The following is a 17,517-nucleotide window of genomic DNA, read 5'->3' on the forward strand; positions in this document are numbered from 1 at the left end:
AAAATACGTTATCCTTATTCCGAGGTATCATCGGCATTGATAGAAACCAGTTTTTCAATACCGCGATTCAGACTTTCCAGTTTAGGAATAAATACCGTCTCGATAATTTCACGCGTCACATCACAGGCCTCCTCAACAAAGGCACTGTATTCATCACGATGTGCCAAAATATACAAGGAGCGCTTCATGTTCAGTTGTTCAGGCATATGCGTCAGCACCTGGCGCGAATACGCTTCCGATTGTAAAAAGCTGATCGGTGTGGTCACCGCCCAACCCAAACCTGCGGCAACCATCGCCGTCAAGGTATCCGCATTATCAAACTCAAGCTGATTCGGTACGCGGATATCAATTCGGCGCAAATAACGCTCAATCTGCATGCCAATCTGTGAGTTGCGGTTAAAACGCACCAAAGGCATTGCGACCGAAAGCTCGCGAAGATCTTCAATAGTCCTGATGCGCTTGCGATAATCCGGTGGCGTAATGATGAAATAACCTTCAGAAAACAGGCGATAACGCACCACGCTGTCACTGTCCATCAGCGGATCGCTGGTCACGATAAGATCCAGTTCGCGCCGAATCAACGCCTCACCCTGTTGCGGACTCAGCCCGGTTCGGATTAGCAACTGCGATGAGCTGCTCAATAAGCGTTTGGTAAACACCGATCCGCAGGTGATGGCAAAGGAATCCACTAGGCCGATGCGCAGATCCGGTTTAATGCCCTTACCCGCTTCAAGTACTTGTGCTTTCAGGTTGGCAATTTCCTGCGTCAGCACCTCACCGCGATTTTTCAGCGCAATGCCATACGGCGTCAGCACAAACGGACGGCGCGTCCGGTTTACCAGCATCACGCCAAAATCATCTTCCAACTGGCGGATGGTCTGCGACACAGCCGATGGCGTCAGCCCTAACCGGGAAGCGGCCGCTGTCATGCTTCCCTCTTCCGCCACGGTCACAAAAACCTGAACGGCATACATATCTAACGATTTATTGGCTGACATTGTTTTTTTAACCATTGAATATCGTCCGCGTTGTCATCACCATCAATTCGGTTCAGCACGCGATGGACCTGACGTTCTTTCGCATTGGCGAGAGCCGCAGACCTTGTCACTGAGACCAGCTTAGAGAGCCGAGCATCGAAAAAATGTAGAACATGTCACTGATTAATTTTTTCTTATAACTAGATTTAGCCACACTCAAGGTATCACATCGTGATAATTCACTGTGGTAAGCGAATAATTCGCTATTTTTTCTGCCTCAACCTGCCCACAACAGAGAGCAGGTCTTTGACGGCGTTTGCTGTATCCCTAGGTCTTTTATAGAGATTTGCCCCAACGCTGCGTCAGGGCAAGGTATATCGTGGTGTGTATTGCACGTGTTATCGGCGACAGATGCAAGGCCGATTTGAGGAGAGCAGGCATACGCCATGCGTTATCAAGGTGGGCAAACAGCGTGAGCCACTGCGGGCAGGTTATTTCACCTTGCGGTACTGGGGCTCACGCTGTTCTTGCGTCTGTTTGGCATCAATGCTGCGTTCTGCCGTCGGGCGCAGCAGCAACCGGCGCAGGCCAATGGGCTCCCCGGTCTCAATACAATAGCCATAGTCTCCCATTTCGATACGGCGCAGCGCATCATCGACCTTTGGCAGCAAGCGACTTTCTCTGTCGATTTGTCTGAACAACATGCGTAGTTCTTCTTCATGTGCCGCTTTGTCAACGTCATCACCACTGGTATCGTAGCGATAGATCTCTCCCTTCAGTTCCCCAATGTGCGCCAGAATGGTCTGCCGCTCCGTTTCCAACCGCCGACGGAAAAAATCCCGCTGAGCGCTATTCATATAGTCTGCTTCTGACATAGCAAGCAGCGCTTGTTCATCAATAGGCTGCGTTGAATCGTTCATTCAGGCTCCTCATGTTGTTCTATCTCCAGGCTGTGTAATCCACTCAACATTCACAGCAAGGTGCGCAAACCACGCGCTAAAATATGTTATAACATAACATTTATTTTTTTGACTCCTTATGTAATAACAAATTCACCCTGCGCAAACTGTGTTCATTCACATAAAATAAGAAAATAGCCTTATGGTTAGCCCGTTCCGTCAATGATTCTGTGTTATCAACGCTGGAAATGGTGCATAAATGCCTGCTGTAAGGACAGCAGCGGGACGGATTGGTGAGACTGCCCGGCATGAATAAAAAGCGAAACGTCGAGCTTATCGCCACCCACAGCCTGTAATCGCCACGACAGCTCGCGGACGCCATCAACCATCCGGCGCTGGCGTCGATGCTGGCGCAACGCGTCGCGCTGTGCCTCGGGTAACGCCAATTCCCACCGCTCCAGCGATTGCTCCCACTCTCCCACGGATAAAAACAGCACGGGCGTAGCGGGGAGCGCCTCTGTCACATCGGCCTGCAAAAACGCTGTCGCCACATCATTGATATACCCCTGGTTCCACCATACCGAAGGGCTGGAGGCATAGTAGTGTTGAAAGGCATGGCGGCAGGTAAACAGGGTATTGAGCGTAAACAGGCCACCGTAGGAGTGCCCGAACAAGGCTTCTCTCCTGGGATCGACAGCGAATTGTTGCCGGATATAGGGCTTGAGCTCATGTTGAATAAACGCCAGAAAGGCCTCTGATTCTCCTGCCAGCCCGATCGGGTAATAGCCACCGTACGGATTTGGCTCAGGCACCCGCTGCGCCACCGCCGGGCGATAATCCCGCTCACGCAGCGTCCCTTCCCGATAACCGATCGCCACCACGACACCCGGCGTCATACAGCAACGAGGACGCGCCAGTGTGCGCATCAGGGTTTCCGCCACCGGGAAGTGTACGTCACCATCAAGCAGATACATCACCGGCCATCCCTGTTCAGGCGCTGGCTCATCGGGCCAGGCAATAAACAGCTGATAGTCCCCGCAGGTGGAAGCAGTGAAAATCTCCTTCCGCGTTGGATAATGCTGATACAAAAATGACACCCCTCTTGTTCTGTTCCCTGTCCTGGCCCGCCAGTAGGCTGAAGCAAAAACGCATCAGCCCGGCAATTGTAATCCCAGTGCACGCAGCATGGTACCCAGTTTCCCGGCGATCTCTTCCCACTCTTTCTGAGCGTCAGAGCCTTCTACGATCCCGGCACCGGCGAAAAAGCGCACCTGCTGCTGCCGAATGATGGCACTGCGGATGATAATAGCCCATTCACCATCGCCGCGTTGATCGCTCCATCCCACAATACCGCTGAACAACCCGCGATCGTAGGGCTCCAATTCCGCAATCAACTGTCGCGCGGCTGCCGTCGGTGTACCGCACATCGCTGGCGTGGGATGCAGCAGGCAAGCCAGTTGCATGACACTATTCTCCGTTTGGCACAGCTCTCCCTCAATAAGTGTGGAAAGGTGCCACATGGTGTTGGTTGCCAACAGTGAAGGGGTCGACGGTGTGATAAGTTGACGGCACAGTGGGCGTAAATGCCGGGCAATATCTTCCACCACCATGCGGTGTTCCTGCTGATCTTTATGCGAATCCAGCAATTGCTGACACTGAAGTTTATCGTGCAGCGGATCTTGATGACGACAAATTGATCCTGCCAAGGGGTTGCTCCAGATGCGTCGCGCACTCTTGCGGATCAACAATTCCGGGCTGGCCCCGACTAAAACGCCCCCCTCCGGCAGTGGCAGGGAAAAGTGATAAGCATGGGGATTTTGCACCCTCAAATTGTGCAACACCGCCGAGCAATCTACAGGCTGTGCTACGTCCACCTCAAGCAGACGCGATAACACCACTTTGCGGATTTCCCCCTGACGCACACAGCGCAGCGCAGCCCCTACGGCAGATTGAAAATGCCGAGCGTCGGGTAGGCTGTTCACATGGGTAATCGTGGCCGCCGGGCTCGCGCTGTTGATCGATGCCAGCGAGGCTTCAGCCTGTCTGAGGGAGAAATGGTAGTGCTGCGGAATGAACAAGCAGGATGGACGACGGGTATCAAAAGGGATGGCACCGACGACAAGCGGAGCGCAAACGCCTTGTTCCCGCGCTCGCGCCATGCTCGCTTGTACCTTGTGCCATAGCGATCGGCCATTATCACCGTCGGTTTGTGCCGGTTGTGAAATCCGTTCAAAAATGCCCGAGGCAATCACACACCGGTGCGCGGAGTAATAGGAGAAATCTGCCGGTCTTTCCGGCGGGTTACTGGCTTGGGTTACAATAGCATCCAACATCGTGTCACCTTAAATGATGAAATTAAACACGCCTGATAGATCTCATGCGGATATTCACATCTTGTGAAACAGATCGCTATTTTGCGAACTTCCCCTAAGCGATTTATCAATCGCAATCATCAAGAAAACCCGTTGTTGATTGAAAATCCGTTCCTACGCACGCGGTGACGCTGACCTCAGCCCCTGGCAGAACGTTGCAAGGTTCCCGCGTCAACACGTTATTACAATTGAGAATCATTATCAACAAGGAATGTTGCGCTATAATGCCGTTGTCAGGAAAAAAGAAATAAAAACAAGAGAGGGGGAGATAAACATGCACGTCAATATTCGACGCGCACTAATAACCGTTGACACTGCATACAAAAACATACTTGTGATCTGAGATGATAATATCAAATTATCATTATCGTCCTTATTTATCGTGGTGAATTATCATCATTATACCTTCCAGGTGATTCGCAGTTGGTGTGCTTTTTTTACTTATTAAAAAGGCCGAATATCCAGTGATAGATAAACGTAGCGTTATTTGTAATTAGCCGATAAATTCGCGTGCTACGCTTCATGCAGTACCTTATTTATCATCGCCGGATAATAAAATGCTACGTATACTCAACGCCAATAGCACAACCTACTACGCAAATACCATCAAGAAAAGTGATGGCAATCTGGAAAAAAGAGACAAATTAATTCCTACGTTTCAGAATCTTCTTTCGGTAAAAAATACAGCGACGGAAATCAACATTGCAAAACGTGCCAAAAAAATCCCTTTCAACGTTGATTTGCTGGTAGATATTGCTGAAACCAAAAGTGATTTGTTAGCATCAATAAAGCTGCTCAAAGGCCGCCTCGATCAGGAGGAATCTCTTTTATTAAAAAACCGACTGTATTACAACAATACGCTGCATCGCTTAAAAAATAAATTAATTGTCACACTGTCGCAGTGCAACAGAAACATCCTTCGTATCAACAATAAAATCCCACGCTCCGAAAATAAAATAGCATTGAGTGACTCAACGCCTATCCCGCAAGAATATGACGGTTATGTCACGGACACGCTCTCCGGTGGCAGGATGACCATGAACAACTGCCTGGCGCATACTCGAGAGATGGCGAATCACGCCCGGACACAATTTGAAGCGCAAACCACGCAATTGCATCATACCTTCACCACCACAATCAAAGAGACGCAGCAAAATATCGGTGAAATAAACAGCCAGATCACCGCATTAAATACCGCGCTGGAGCAGCAGCAATCGACCGCTGATGAAGCCCTGCGCAGCGTTGACTCAAACCACTCACACAACAAAGCCATCAAAAACCTGAAATTGGTGTTAAAACAGATTAAGAAGCAGGAGAAATATAATCACAACGCGGCAACCGCACTGCACGCGTCGCCCACCCCATCGGCCGGCAGCAAGAATGCAACCGCCGCACCGGTTATGGATATCACAGCCATCACCGCTATTATCAAAGAAAATCAATCCCTCAACTCGGCATCCCGCCAAAACAGGCAACCGATTACCTATACCTTAGTCAAAAAAGACGATGAGGCCATGTTGATTTCGCTGACTCAAAATCTGGGTAAAGACGTCATCAGCAATGAATTTAAGCATGACATCATACACATCCTGACAACGCTAAAAGCAACGTCGAGCGATGCACTCCCTGATAGTGAAATTCGCAATAAACTTAATGACGTTTTGAGCGCACTTGATAGTGCCAGCACGCTAACGCCCGCGTTAATCAGCGAAGGACAATATGTGGCATTGGCACAAAAGCTGCTCCTTGCCTACAACGCCCAAGAACCGATGCGGCTGGCGCTGTTTAATCAGGCTCAGGAAATCTTACAGCCAACCCCGCCAACCTCGGCGCTGAGCAGTGAAAAAATCAATACGCTAATCCGCTATCTCACGGAGGGTGGCCTCCACGACAGCTGACCCTCATTCTGACGACTGCGGTAGCCGTTTGGTCTTCTCTCTCCGCCGTCCGCAATAAAGCCACCCTCACACCTGACAGATGCGACAAGGACAGGTAAAATGGCCGCACAGCCATAAACCGGTGCTGCCTTATACCGTTGAGCCTGACTGCGTTAGCACCTATCAATCGTGAAGAACAATGATGACCACACCGCCCTCTCCATCAGATAAAAAGCCCTGGTGGCAGCAAGGAAAAACCCCAGATTATCGTTTCTCTCTGGCCAACGAGCGTACCTTTCTTGCCTGGATTCGCACCGCTCTGGCCTTTCTGGCGGGTGCCATTGCCATCGATCAATTCACCGTCAATCTGGCAACGCCGGTGGTCCGGCAGAGTCTGGCGCTGTTACTGGTGCTGGGAGCCGCACTGCTCGGTGGACTGGCCTACTTTCGCTGGGCGCGCAGCGAAAATGCCATGCGTCAGGAACAAAACATGCCCTACAGCCCGCTACTGCTGCTGGTGACGCTGTTTGTTACCGCCATTGCCTTGGTGCTGGCCGTGGTGGTTATCGTTGGTTAACCGCCTGCCCGCTGCGCCAGATCCGGGACTACAACCCCAACGAACCGGCATGGCCTGGTCACGGTCGGTGCTATTGGCACTGATCGTCAGTCTGCTCTGTTTTCGCTTTAGTTTCGATCGCGGCTCAGGGTTAGCCCTGTTGTGCAGCGTGCTGCTGCTGATACTCGCCGTGGTGATGGTGGCGATGAGCGTGTGGCGTTTACGCTTTATGCATCAGCGCCCAGCATCGGGAGCCGCATGGGTTCGCTATGCCATCGCGTTTTGTTCCACCTCGGTGGTGGTGACGGCATTGGTGTTGGCAGGGAGCTTGTTGCACGCCTTGTCACATTGACGCACCGTTATCAATAACGGTGCGCTATGACATCAATCTGCGGTGGTGTACTCAGGAAACAGGAAGGGGTTGATGCTGCTGCGAGAGAATCCCTCTTCTTCCATTTTGATATCCAGTACCAGTGAGGCAAGATCGTCTGCGACCGCTTCGACACGGTGATCTTTCTCCTGATACAGCAGCTTGATATAGGTGCCGCAATCACCGCAGCCTTCTGCCTTGATGGCCGACTCTTCGCTGTCCAGCGACCAATAGTTGAGGTTGCCGGTTGCCTCGCAGTTACTGCATTTCACGCGCACCATGTGCCATTCACTTTCACACAGGTTGCAGTGCAGATAGCGCAGACCGCTGGTGGTTCCGAGTTGCACCACGCCAGAAACCGGAATGCCGCCACACACCGGGCAGAACTGACGATGCTCACCCACTTCGGCTTTCGCTTTACCAGGCAGTTGTGTCGCCATCTGCGCCCAATACAGAGAGAGGGCCGCCCAAATGAACGGGGCTTTATCGTTATCTTCTCCGCTGAACTGATGTGCCAGCAGGCTGTCGGCCAGTGTTTCCCACTCCTGCTCCGGCATTTTCTTCAGATGTTCCAGCGTGGTCAGCACCTGACCGTTAGCGGCTGGCATTAACTCTTCGATCAACGCATGCAGCAGCGTATGCCAGTGCGCATCACGCGGGAACACGCTGGCATCCAGCGGTGGACGATTGTTCTGCTGCGCTTGCGCCAGCACATCGGTCAAATCGACACGCAACGGATGATCGTGCAGCACCTTCTGCTGTGCCTCAACGATGGCAGCAGCAAAATTCAGGTAATCGCTGAGCGCATGGTCAGCCGCCAATTGGCGCAGACGCTCTGCACGGCTACTGTACAGGCTCTTTAAATTAGCGAACAACAACGGCGGGATCACGCCCACCGTTGATGATTTTTCATTATTTTCCAACTGATCCTGAGGGACAATGCGAATACTCATCCGGGTGATTTTTCCTGTTGTTTACGGTTGTTTTTCTTGTTGTTTTCGTTGAATCTCTCGATACCAGCGCGGATGATGCTTCTTCGCCCACGCCGCAGGTACCCAGCCTTCTACCATAGCAGTAATTGTTCCTTTCACCCATAGTGCCGCATACACATGCACCATGATGACCAGGATCAGACCAACGGCCGCCAGCGAGTGTACCAGCAGGGCCAAGCGAATCACCGGGATAGGAAACGCCGGCGCAAAGTAGGGACGCCACATCACGACTCCACTCGCCAGCAGCAGCACCAGGCAAATGATGGCCAGCCAGAACACGCACTTTTGCCCGAAATTATACCGACCTGTGTCACCGACTTCCTGATTTCTGGCAATTTTATGGATGTTTTTGGCCCATTCAATGTCATCACGCTGGATCAGGTTGTGTTTCCAGTAACGCAGGAACATCAGCAAGAAGGCGACAAACATCACCACGCCAACAAACGGATGCAGAATGCGCGCCAGCTGCGGCGTGCCGAGAATATGCAGCAACCAGTTCAGCGATGGAAACAAAAACCCTAACCCGCTCACCGCAGCAAACACGAAGCAGAATGCCACAATCCAGTGATTAATGCGCTCAGGCGCGCTATAGCGCTGAATGCGATTACTCTTTTTCATGCTGTTTACCCTCATGCTGTGCGGTGGTCGCCTCATTCTTAACCTCGTCCTCGTCGCCCTCTTCTTCGACGCGATTGGGTCCGACGCCGACATAGTGGAAGACGCTGGCGGCAAAGGTCACTGCAAAACCGATCGCGGCGAGCGGTTTCCAAATCCCCTTCCAGAAGGTCACGGTGGGGCTGATCGCCGGGTTATCCGGTAACCCATAATAGAGCTGCGGCCGGTCGGCGTGGTGCAGCACGTACATCACATGGGTGCCGCCCACGCCTGCCGGATCGTACAGCCCGGCATTGTCGTAGCCGCGCTCTTTGAGATCGACCACGCGTTCTGCGGCCAGGGTTTTCATATCCTCTTTGGTACCAAAATGGATAGCGCCGGTCGGGCAGGTTTTCACACAGGCAGGCTCTTGCCCGACCGCCACGCGATCGACGCACAGCGTGCACTTGTAAACGCGGTTATCGTCTTTATTCAACCGAGGCACATCGAACGGACAACCGGCGATACAATAGCCGCAGCCGATACACTGCTCGGACTGAAAATCGACGATGCCGTTGGCATACTGAATTATCGCCCCCTCGGCCGGGCAGGCCTTCAGACAGCCCGGATCCGCACAGTGCATACAGCCGTCTTTACGGATCAGCCACTCCAGCTTGCCGTTTTCCTCAACTTCCGAGAAACGCATCACCGTCCAGGATTTGGCCGTCAGATCGATAGGGTTGTCATAAACGCCAATGTTGTGACCGACCTCATCGCGGATATCGTTCCACTCGGAGCAGGCGACCTGACAGGCCTTGCAGCCAATGCAGGTCGTCACGTCGATAAGCTTGGCAACTTCCGCCTGATGGTCGCGGGCCTGCGGCGGCGGGGTGAAAGCGCTGGTTGCCGAGCGACGAATAACATCTTGTGATTGCATAGCCATGTGCTGTCTCCCTTACGCCTTTTCCACGTTGACCAGGAAAGCCTTGTATTCCGGGGTTTGGCTATTGGCGTCCCCCACATGTGGCGTCAGAATATTCGCCATGTAACCTTTGCGCGTGGTGCCCTCAAACCCCCAGTGGCAGGGAATACCGATGGTTTCCACCGTTTGCCCGGCAACCGTCAAGGTGCGAATGCGTTTGGTCACCACCGCTTTGGCCTTGATAAAGCCGCGCTTGCTGCTGACCTTCACCATATCTCCCGCGCGAATGCCCTTCTGCTGTGCCAGCCCTTCACCAATTTCGATAAACTGTTCGGGCTGCGCAATCGCGTTCAGGCGCGCGTGTTTGGTCCAGTGACGGAACAACTCGGTCAGCGAATAGGTGGTTGCCACATAGGGAAACTCGTCCGGCGTTCCCATACGCTGGCGGTCCACGTCAAACAGGCGCATCGCCGGGTTGTGCATCACGTTGGCATGCAACGGATTCTGTTTAAGCGGTGATTCGACAGGCTCGTAATGTTCCGGGAAGGGACCATCGACCATCTTGGTCATGGCAAACAGCCGCCCTAACCCCTCCTGATTCATGATAAAGGGACCGACACCGCTGTTCGGTGCCGCCGTGCTGTAGTCCGCCACATCACTGCCGGTCCAGCGTTTTCCATCCCAGCGCAGCACTTCACGTTTCGGATCCCACGGTTGCCCGCTTTCATCCGCCGACGCGCGGTTATAGAGAATGCGACGGTTTTGCGGCCATGCCCAAGACCAACCGGGCGTGTTGCCCAGACCGGAATCCGCATTGTCACGGTTAGCCATCTGGTTGCCTTTTTCCGTCCAGCTTCCCGCATAAACCCAGCAGAAGCTGGCAGTGGTGCCGTCATCACGCATTTGCGCGAAGCTATCGAGCAGTTGGCCCTTTTTCAGAATCTGCTTGCCCTGATCGTCAAAAACATCCTCCAGCGCATAGCCGTTGGCCTCTTTCGCCACTTCCTCCGGCGTAGGATCTTCCGGGTCCGCATAATTCCAGGTCATGTTCAGCAACGGTTCCGGATTGGCCCCCCCTTCTTTGGCGTATATCTCGCGCAGTCGCAGCAGGATACCGGCGAGAATCACCCCATCATGCAGCGCCTCACCCGGTGGTTGCGCACCGGCAAAGTGCCATTGCAGCCAGCGTCCGGAGTTGACGATAGAGCCGTTTTCCTCAGCAAAACAGCTCGACGGCAAACGAAACACTTCCGTCTGGATCTGGGCCGGATCCACATCGTTCAGTTCGCCGTGGTTTTGCCAAAAGTTGCTGGTTTCGGTCGCCAGCGGATCGATGATCACCAAAAATTTGAGTTTCTTCAGCGCTTCACGGGCCTGATTGGAATCGGCAAAGGCCGCCATCGGGTTAAAGCCCTGCGCAATATAGCCGTTCACCTTACCCGCCAGCATCAAACGAGAATAGCTAAGCGCGTCATAGCTCTTGTCCCATTTCGGTAGCCAGTCAAAGCCCCAGTCGTTTTCCTTCTGCGCCTTATCGCCATACAGACTTTTCATCAGGCTAATAAAAAATTTGGGCGTGTTCTTCCAATAATTGACCTGATCCGCCAGCAGCGCTTTGGGGGTGATTTCGTTTAAATACTGTTGCAGCGTGGTCTGCTTTTCTGAGGGCAAGTCCATGTAGCCGGGTAAGCGCAGCGACAGCAGCCCAAGATCGGTATATCCCTGAATGTTGGAGTGCCCGCGCAGCGCATTCACCCCGCCGCCTGCCATGCCGATATTGCCTAACAACAGCTGGATCATGGCGGCAGTGCGGATCATCTGTGCGCCAGTGGTGTGTTGCGTCCAGCCCAGTGCGTAGAGGATCGTGGCCGTTTTGTCGGGTACCGCCGTGGTAGCCAGCAGTTCACAGATCTTGATGAAATCGTCGAGCGGCGTACCGCACACCTCGGTAACCAACTGCGGCGTATAGCGACTGACGTGCTGTTTCAGTTGCTGCCACACGCTACGCGGATGAGTTAACGTCATATCACGCTTGGCAAAGCCGTTTTCATCCAGCTCATAGTTCCAGGTGGTATTGTCGTATTTGCTGTCTTTCTCGCTGTAGCCGCTAAACAGGCCGTCGGTAAAGGCAAAATCCTCCCGCACCAGCAGGCTGGCGTTGGTGTAGGACAACACGTACTGATGTTGAATTTTATCTTGCGTGATCAGGTAGTTGACCACGCCGAGCAGGAAAGTGATATCCGAACCGGCCCGGATCGGCGAATACATGTCAGCGACGGCGGCGGTACGGTTAAAGCGCGGATCGACCACCACCATGCGGGCGCCGTTTTTCACCTTGGCCTCAACCGCCCATTTGAACCCGACCGGATGCGCTTCTGCCGGATTGCCGCCCATCACCAGAATCACATTGGCGTTTTTGATATCAACCCAGCTATTGGTCATCGCGCCGCGACCAAAGGTCGCCCCCAGCGCGGCCACCGTCGGCCCGTGGCACAAACGCGCCTGCGTATCCATTCCCAGCATGCCGAGTGAACGTGCGAAGCGGTAATCCAATGCGCCGGTTTCGTTACTGGCCGCAGAAGAGCACAGCATCCCGGTGGTAAGCCACCGGTTAACGGTCACGCCTGCGCTGTTTTTTTCCACAAAGTTTGCATCACGATCCGCCTTCATCAAGCGCGCAATGCGGTCGAAGGCGTCGTTCCAACTGATGGGCACCCACTTATCAGAACCCGGCGCGCGGTACTCGGGCAGTTTCAGGCGCTGGTCACTGTGGATAAAGTCAATCAGCCCAGCCCCTTTCGGGCATAAAGAGCCGCGGCTTACTGGATGATCCGGGTCGCCTTCGATATGGAAGATCGAGGCCACCGCATTTTTGGCACCGTCGCCACGGCTGTACATCAAAATGCCACACCCAACGGAGCAATAGGTACAGTTGTTTCTTGTCTCTCTGGCACGCAACAGTTTGTACTGTCGGGTTTCTGCGAATGCCGTGGCGGGAGAGAAACCTAATGCGGTTACCGTGGTTCCCGCCATGCCGCCCGCACATATTCTAAAGAATTGTCTTCTGCTGACTTGCATAAAAAACTCCTAAGCCCACATTGCTCAAAAGGGGTGACACAAATAGCATTTCGTTTTTATTAATAAATAAGATAGAACCGGATTGGGGATAAAACCATATACTTATTAAGTATTATGCATTGAAATATAAAAATCGCAAACCGTTATCAAAACAACAACAGAAAAGTCACATTTACGTTCAAAAAAGCACCATTAAGGGTGTCACGTCACAATTAATGATAATAATTATCAATACCATCGGAAATGGCATACCCATCGTTATATATTTATTTACATATCGATTTTTGTGAAAAAATAACCAAGATCAAAATGAAAAAAATCAAAAAGTAATAACGAATTACCGGGTTTCGTTAATGCATTAATGATTTTTAAGAGAAGGAAATGCAATTACACCGCACAGGGAGGGTTATTTATTAAATAAACGGGCTGGATTATCGCAACCCGTTATTATCACTTAATCGGGCAAGTCACTGGCTGTCAGGCTGCGGGATTACAGCGCACGACGTCATCATCTATCTGTGCCACAAAGTCGAGCAATAGTTGACGCGCCCAGTGCGGTTCCTGCTCAAGTTGTAGCAGCCGATCAACATCGTGCCCGGCGGCCCGTAATGCATTGGCACTGTTACGCACGCACTGCGTCATGATCGCGGCGGTAAATTCCGGATGGAACTGCACCGAAAGTGCATGGGGGCCATAGCGTAAAATCTGGCAGCCATCCTGGTCGGAATAGGCCAGTACCTGTGCGTCCGGAGGCGGAATCAGTACCGATTGCTGATGTGTCAAATAAGCATCGAAGTGCGCAGGATGATCGCGCAGCAACGGGTCGTTCACGCCCTGCGCTGTCAGCGTCACCGTTTGCAGCCCAATTTCTTTGCCCTTGGGATTATCGGCAACCAGCCCACCAAGCACATCCGCCAACAGTTGGTGTCCATAACACACGCCCAGCAAGGGCAGCTGCGCATGGTACGCCTGACGCAGCCAGGCCGCCGTTGATTCGCTCCAGTCTATCCTGTCAGTAACCATCGACCAGGAGCCAGTGATCACCGCCCCGGCTACCGCATCAGGATGGGGTAAGCGCTCCCCCCGCTCTGGGCGAACCAACAACAGCTCACGCGGCTGCGCGGCCAGTGCTGCACTGAACCAGTCACTTTGTTCACCCACCACCTGGGCAATCGGCTGCGGCGGCACGCCCATTTGAATAATCAATAACGGCTTTTTATCCATGTTGTGCTTACCTGCTTCTCAATACGCGGAGTGTTACCGCTGTTCCTTTTGAACCCTACCATGCCGCCGAAACACTGTCACGAGACTGACGTCTGGTCACACCGCCGAACCCGGCGACTTCAGATACACCAGCGCATACACGTCAAAAAAGGTCACTTTGCCCTTGGCCTGCTGAATCTGCTCAACGCCCTGCTTGACCTCGGGGGCAACTTCCGTGCTTGACTGAATTTGTGCATACGCCTGTTGCGAAATGCTGCGCTTATTAAACCATTCACCGTTATAGCAAACGCGCAAATCCATCTGGTCAATATCGTCAAAGTGGTAGCGTGGACTCACATGGCACGACAGCCCCAGTGACACGCCCAGCACAAACAGCGTGAACCCCACCACATACCCGATACCGAAATAGTCGGCAAACCCCAAAATCAACATTACCGGGAGATAGCACAGCAACATGCCGCCAAACAGATAGGGGTGTTTACGGATAAAGCCGGGATTAAAGCGGATTTTGTTATCGCGCTTCTCTTTACGATTAAGCCGTTCGATGTCATCACTCAGAATACGTTTCATCTCATCCATCGGGATACTTCCTCTCCTCGCCGCCGGATTCGCCTTATCGACGCGCACCATGCTACGCCGTTGTCTGTCAGTATAGTCGCATCGGCGTTAACGAAAAAATAACATTCCGCCCAGACGGTAAATCAACAGCGTGATGCCCCAGCACACGATGACCAGGAGAAAGGGAGCAGGCGGGTTTGTCAAAGAGAAAGTATTGCGTGCACCGTCACAGCGGCACACGCAATAAAAACAGCAGTGGAACTGCGAGACTAGCGTACCGCAGGCATTTCAAGGTCGGGATCGATCAGGTTGTAGATTTGATTGCCAAATACCGGTTGCAGCAACAGTTTCTCCAACGCAAATGCCACATCCTGGCGTGAGATAAGCCCTAATGTTGCGGGCCCTTGCGTCAGTTGACCGTTATGCGTTGCCACCACATCCAGCAGCCCGCCAGGACGAACGATGGCATAATCGAGCGAGCTGCTTTGTAACCAGCATTCCGCCAGCGATTTCTCTCTCACCGCCAGACCAAAGGCGGCTTTGGCGCGCGCAGAGAGCAGCGGCCAACCGTCACCGCATCCCAGCGAAGTCACCAGCAGCATGCGCTTCAGGCCAGCCTGTTCTGCGCCATCGATGAGCGCCCGATGCCCCAGATAGTTCACCGAGCCACCGCCCAGCGTGGAAACGATAACCGCCTCCGGCCCTGCTGCCTGACAGGCTGCGGCAACCACCGCAGGCTCGCAGGCATCGCCCTCTACCACGGTTACGCCCTGCTCACGCCACTGTCTGGCCTGTTCACTGTCGCGCAACACCAGAACAACAGGCTGGTTGCACGCCAGTGCGCGTTGCAGCAGGCACGCGCCAACGCCGCTGCCCGCACCGAACAGCAACCAGGGCGTCACGCCGCCACCGCCCGCAGTTCATCCGCCAGCAAACGGAATGCGATAACCTGATGCGCCAGCAGTTGGCGGTGATCGTCGCGGCCAAGGAAAATTTTGAACATGGCATCACCCGCCGCATTGAAAAACACCACGGAAGCGGTATCCATGCCCATAAACTTACGCTCGATAAGCGCAATGTGCTGGCAGTGAGTGGCGCGGATATGGCCACTCAACCCATTTTTGCCACGCAGGTTAAAATAGCCGTGGCGATGCGTTCCGGTCGGCAACACGCTTTTGAATTCCAGAATGGCATCCGCCGTGTGACTGATAAGCGTCACTTCTCCCCATTGAGTAATGGTATCCCACACGCGATCGAACTGTTCCCCCGCCACCAGCGTGCGCTGCGCTTCCGGCAATGCTTCGGTAACCGCAAACAGGCTGGTCTGGTATTGCTCCGCGATCGCCTCTAAGGTGCCATCCGGATTTGTCGCCAATAATTCTTGTAAAGTCATTATCTTCTTCCCTTAATGAGGCAATGATTCCCCAGCATTGAGCTGAGGGATAAGCTGTTGTAACGCCTGCATCAGATTATTTGCCCAGAAACGTCCATCGTTGGTCAACCGCAGGCAGGTTGACGCATCGCGGGTTAACCCGGCTTCATGCCATTGATGCAGTAACGGTGTCAGCACATCCGCCTGCGGTGTTAGCAGCGGCAGGGCGACACGTCCAATTTCAATACCGGCTTGCAAGCGGTGCTGCCAGGCACCGGCTTTACTGGCGGGCGTCATCATCGCGATCGGTTTTTCACCGTTATCCAGCTTGGCGTAGTAGCGTTCCAAATCGCGCTCCATCATATACGCTTGGCCGTTGACGTTGCCGCCCGCGCCGCTCCCCATTGCCAGGCAGTCAGCACCTTGTTTGATAAGCAGATTGTAGAGATTGCGTTCCCGGGTGGTTTTTGCCCAGTGGCTGTTGCTCAACTGGTGCCAGCCCGCATTAGCCAGAAAGTCGGCTCCGGTGTGATAAAAATCGCGCCGTTCCATCACCGCCGGCAGCGTCACACGCTGGTTCTCTGCCGCTTTTGCCAGCGGGGTGGTGGGTAACAGGTTCAACGCATAAAGATCGACGCCGTCTAGCGGCAGATCGCTGACAATCGCTAAATCTTCGCGCCAGCTTTCTGCGGTTTGTCCCGGTAAACCGAACATCAAATCACACACCACGGCAGCCTTATCCCGGCTGCACAAGTTTTCCAAAAAGTGGATGAGCTGCTGCCGGTCAAACAAACGTGCCATGCGCTGGCGTATCCGGCTATCAAAGGTTTGAACACCGATAGAGAAACGGTTTGCTCCCGCCTCCAGACACGCATCGATGCGCTCGTCATCAAAACCGGCGCTGCGGCCTTCAACGGTGATTTCGCAGTCAGGTGCCAGCGGCAAAGAGATGCGGATGGCACGAATAATCTGTGACAGCTCGTCAGCGGACAGCGCCGTCGGCGTGCCGCCGCCAAAATAGACCGCATGAATGGGGGCGGACTGATGCAGCGGGCTTTCCGCTTCCAGCGCCAGCTCCTGTAGCAGGTAACGGGTGTAGGCGGCGGTGCTGTCATCGCGCAACTTGTTCTGGTAGAAGCCGCAGAAGGTGCAGTGCGTGGCACAGAACGGAATGTGGAGATAGAGCAGACGCTTACGCGCCGGCACCGTTTGCTGACGCAGCGTTTGCCAGCTTGCAGCAATCTGCTCTGGAGAAAGCGGTACATGATTACGCCAGGGCATCGCCATCTTCCGTGCGGCGAACGGTTGCTCGCCGGGCTGGGCGTAATACGGCGTTAAATCAATGTTCATTTCTTCTTTCATCCTTTCCACTTCTACCACGGTGAAAAGATTAGATGATAACTATTTGTATTTAGCAACACGCCCAGACGTGAATTGCCGACCAAACGGAAACGCGGCTCAAGACTCACAGCGGCGTTAACGCATTTTTCGCTTTTTTGTAAAAACCGTCAGATCCAACAAAATGAAAATACAAAATAAAATCATAACGTTAAAAATAAAAGTTAATAATATTGTTACATCAATGATAAATATCATCACTTCATTAAGATTGCTTAATTTAATTAAATACACAAAAATCAAGTGTTTATTAAAAATAATTCATGACAACCATCACAAAAACATAAATATATTTTGATCAAATGTTTCATTTGAAATACAACAATTC

The 17,517-nt window shown here is 52.9% G+C and carries 16 protein-coding genes; 3 read left to right on the forward strand and 13 right to left on the reverse strand.

The features are described from left to right. Positions 1 to 14: 14 nt before the first annotated feature. The 4 genes from J5069_RS08015 to J5069_RS08030 form a co-directional block, all read right to left on the reverse strand. Positions 15 to 1,013: a LysR family transcriptional regulator gene (locus J5069_RS08015; RefSeq protein ID WP_264643318.1), complete on the reverse strand. Its 999-nt coding sequence runs from the start codon at positions 1,011 to 1,013 to the stop codon at positions 15 to 17. Positions 1,014 to 1,468: 455 nt separating this feature from the next. Beyond that, the gene (locus J5069_RS08020; RefSeq protein WP_264643319.1) at positions 1,469 to 1,897 is read right to left on the reverse strand and encodes a TraR/DksA C4-type zinc finger protein; all 429 of its coding nucleotides are present in this window, start codon (positions 1,895 to 1,897) and stop codon (positions 1,469 to 1,471) included. Between the two features lie 215 nt (positions 1,898 to 2,112). Next, positions 2,113 to 2,964: an alpha/beta hydrolase gene (locus J5069_RS08025; protein WP_264643320.1), complete on the reverse strand. Its 852-nt coding sequence runs from the start codon at positions 2,962 to 2,964 to the stop codon at positions 2,113 to 2,115. A 63-nt stretch (positions 2,965 to 3,027) separates the two neighbouring features. After that, positions 3,028 to 4,209, reverse strand: a complete 1,182-nt coding sequence (locus J5069_RS08030) for an isochorismate synthase MenF (RefSeq protein ID WP_264643321.1) — start codon at positions 4,207 to 4,209, stop codon at positions 3,028 to 3,030. 596 nt (positions 4,210 to 4,805) lie between these two features. On the opposite strand from J5069_RS08030, the gene J5069_RS08035 reads away from it, so the two are divergent. The 3 genes from J5069_RS08035 to J5069_RS08045 all read left to right on the forward strand — a co-directional run bounded on the left by J5069_RS08035 (position 4,806) and on the right by J5069_RS08045 (position 7,033). After that, a complete protein-coding gene (locus J5069_RS08035) occupies positions 4,806 to 6,146 on the forward strand; it encodes a hypothetical protein (RefSeq protein ID WP_264643322.1) in 1,341 nt (446 codons plus the stop codon). A 181-nt stretch (positions 6,147 to 6,327) separates the two neighbouring features. Next, the gene (locus tag J5069_RS08040) at positions 6,328 to 6,702 is read left to right on the forward strand and encodes a YidH family protein (RefSeq protein WP_264643769.1); all 375 of its coding nucleotides are present in this window, start codon (positions 6,328 to 6,330) and stop codon (positions 6,700 to 6,702) included. Next, positions 6,695 to 7,033, forward strand: coding sequence for a DUF202 domain-containing protein (locus J5069_RS08045; protein WP_264643323.1), 339 nt, complete (start codon positions 6,695 to 6,697; stop codon positions 7,031 to 7,033). The genes J5069_RS08040 and J5069_RS08045 overlap by 8 nt, the downstream gene beginning before the upstream one ends. A 32-nt stretch (positions 7,034 to 7,065) precedes the next feature. Here the strand turns inward: J5069_RS08045 and fdhE are convergent, their stop codons facing one another. The 9 genes from fdhE to hutW form a co-directional block, all read right to left on the reverse strand. Then, a complete protein-coding gene (fdhE, locus tag J5069_RS08050) occupies positions 7,066 to 8,004 on the reverse strand; it encodes a formate dehydrogenase accessory protein FdhE (protein ID WP_264643324.1) in 939 nt (312 codons plus the stop codon). A gap of 21 nt (positions 8,005 to 8,025) precedes the next feature. After that, positions 8,026 to 8,661: a formate dehydrogenase cytochrome b556 subunit gene (gene fdoI, locus J5069_RS08055; protein ID WP_264643325.1), complete on the reverse strand. Its 636-nt coding sequence runs from the start codon at positions 8,659 to 8,661 to the stop codon at positions 8,026 to 8,028. Then, positions 8,648 to 9,580: a formate dehydrogenase subunit beta gene (gene fdxH / locus J5069_RS08060; protein WP_264643326.1), complete on the reverse strand. Its 933-nt coding sequence runs from the start codon at positions 9,578 to 9,580 to the stop codon at positions 8,648 to 8,650. The genes fdoI and fdxH overlap by 14 nt, the downstream gene beginning before the upstream one ends. A gap of 12 nt (positions 9,581 to 9,592) precedes the next feature. Further along, entirely contained in the window at positions 9,593 to 12,637 is a 3,045-nt protein-coding gene (fdnG, locus tag J5069_RS08065) for a formate dehydrogenase-N subunit alpha (RefSeq protein ID WP_264643327.1), read from the reverse strand. A 477-nt stretch (positions 12,638 to 13,114) separates the two neighbouring features. After that, a complete protein-coding gene (locus tag J5069_RS08070) occupies positions 13,115 to 13,861 on the reverse strand; it encodes a glutamine amidotransferase (RefSeq protein WP_264643328.1) in 747 nt (248 codons plus the stop codon). Positions 13,862 to 13,957: 96 nt separating this feature from the next. Then, a complete protein-coding gene (locus tag J5069_RS08075) occupies positions 13,958 to 14,440 on the reverse strand; it encodes a YlaC family protein (RefSeq protein ID WP_264643329.1) in 483 nt (160 codons plus the stop codon). A 248-nt stretch (positions 14,441 to 14,688) separates the two neighbouring features. Beyond that, entirely contained in the window at positions 14,689 to 15,321 is a 633-nt protein-coding gene (locus tag J5069_RS08080) for an NAD(P)H-binding protein (RefSeq protein ID WP_264643330.1), read from the reverse strand. Then, positions 15,318 to 15,812, reverse strand: coding sequence for a heme utilization cystosolic carrier protein HutX (gene hutX, locus J5069_RS08085; protein WP_264643331.1), 495 nt, complete (start codon positions 15,810 to 15,812; stop codon positions 15,318 to 15,320). The genes J5069_RS08080 and hutX overlap by 4 nt, the downstream gene beginning before the upstream one ends. 12 nt (positions 15,813 to 15,824) lie before the next feature. Then, positions 15,825 to 17,141: a heme anaerobic degradation radical SAM methyltransferase ChuW/HutW gene (gene hutW / locus J5069_RS08090; protein ID WP_264643332.1), complete on the reverse strand. Its 1,317-nt coding sequence runs from the start codon at positions 17,139 to 17,141 to the stop codon at positions 15,825 to 15,827. Positions 17,142 to 17,517: the final 376 nt, after the last annotated feature.

This window comes from Candidatus Symbiopectobacterium sp. NZEC127 (assembly GCF_025962675.1).
Taxonomy (GTDB): Bacteria; Pseudomonadota; Gammaproteobacteria; order Enterobacterales; family Enterobacteriaceae; genus Symbiopectobacterium.

What these genes read in the sequence shown, in the direction of transcription:
- hutX (WP_264643331.1), bottom strand. Translation starts at nt 15,812, where the DNA reads ATGACTTTACAAGAATTATTGGCGACAAATCCGGATGGCACCTTAGAG.
- fdoI (WP_264643325.1), bottom strand. Translation starts at nt 8,661, where the DNA reads ATGAAAAAGAGTAATCGCATTCAGCGCTATAGCGCGCCTGAGCGCATT.
- J5069_RS08070 (WP_264643328.1), bottom strand. Translation starts at nt 13,861, where the DNA reads ATGGATAAAAAGCCGTTATTGATTATTCAAATGGGCGTGCCGCCGCAG.
- fdxH (WP_264643326.1), bottom strand. Translation starts at nt 9,580, where the DNA reads ATGGCTATGCAATCACAAGATGTTATTCGTCGCTCGGCAACCAGCGCT.
- J5069_RS08040 (WP_264643769.1), top strand. Translation starts at nt 6,328, where the DNA reads ATGACCACACCGCCCTCTCCATCAGATAAAAAGCCCTGGTGGCAGCAA.
- J5069_RS08075 (WP_264643329.1), bottom strand. Translation starts at nt 14,440, where the DNA reads ATGGATGAGATGAAACGTATTCTGAGTGATGACATCGAACGGCTTAAT.
- J5069_RS08030 (WP_264643321.1), bottom strand. Translation starts at nt 4,209, where the DNA reads ATGTTGGATGCTATTGTAACCCAAGCCAGTAACCCGCCGGAAAGACCG.
- J5069_RS08015 (WP_264643318.1), bottom strand. Translation starts at nt 1,013, where the DNA reads ATGGTTAAAAAAACAATGTCAGCCAATAAATCGTTAGATATGTATGCC.
- J5069_RS08020 (WP_264643319.1), bottom strand. Translation starts at nt 1,897, where the DNA reads ATGAACGATTCAACGCAGCCTATTGATGAACAAGCGCTGCTTGCTATG.
- hutW (WP_264643332.1), bottom strand. Translation starts at nt 17,141, where the DNA reads ATGAACATTGATTTAACGCCGTATTACGCCCAGCCCGGCGAGCAACCG.
- J5069_RS08035 (WP_264643322.1), top strand. Translation starts at nt 4,806, where the DNA reads ATGCTACGTATACTCAACGCCAATAGCACAACCTACTACGCAAATACC.
- fdhE (WP_264643324.1), bottom strand. Translation starts at nt 8,004, where the DNA reads ATGAGTATTCGCATTGTCCCTCAGGATCAGTTGGAAAATAATGAAAAA.
- fdnG (WP_264643327.1), bottom strand. Translation starts at nt 12,637, where the DNA reads ATGCAAGTCAGCAGAAGACAATTCTTTAGAATATGTGCGGGCGGCATG.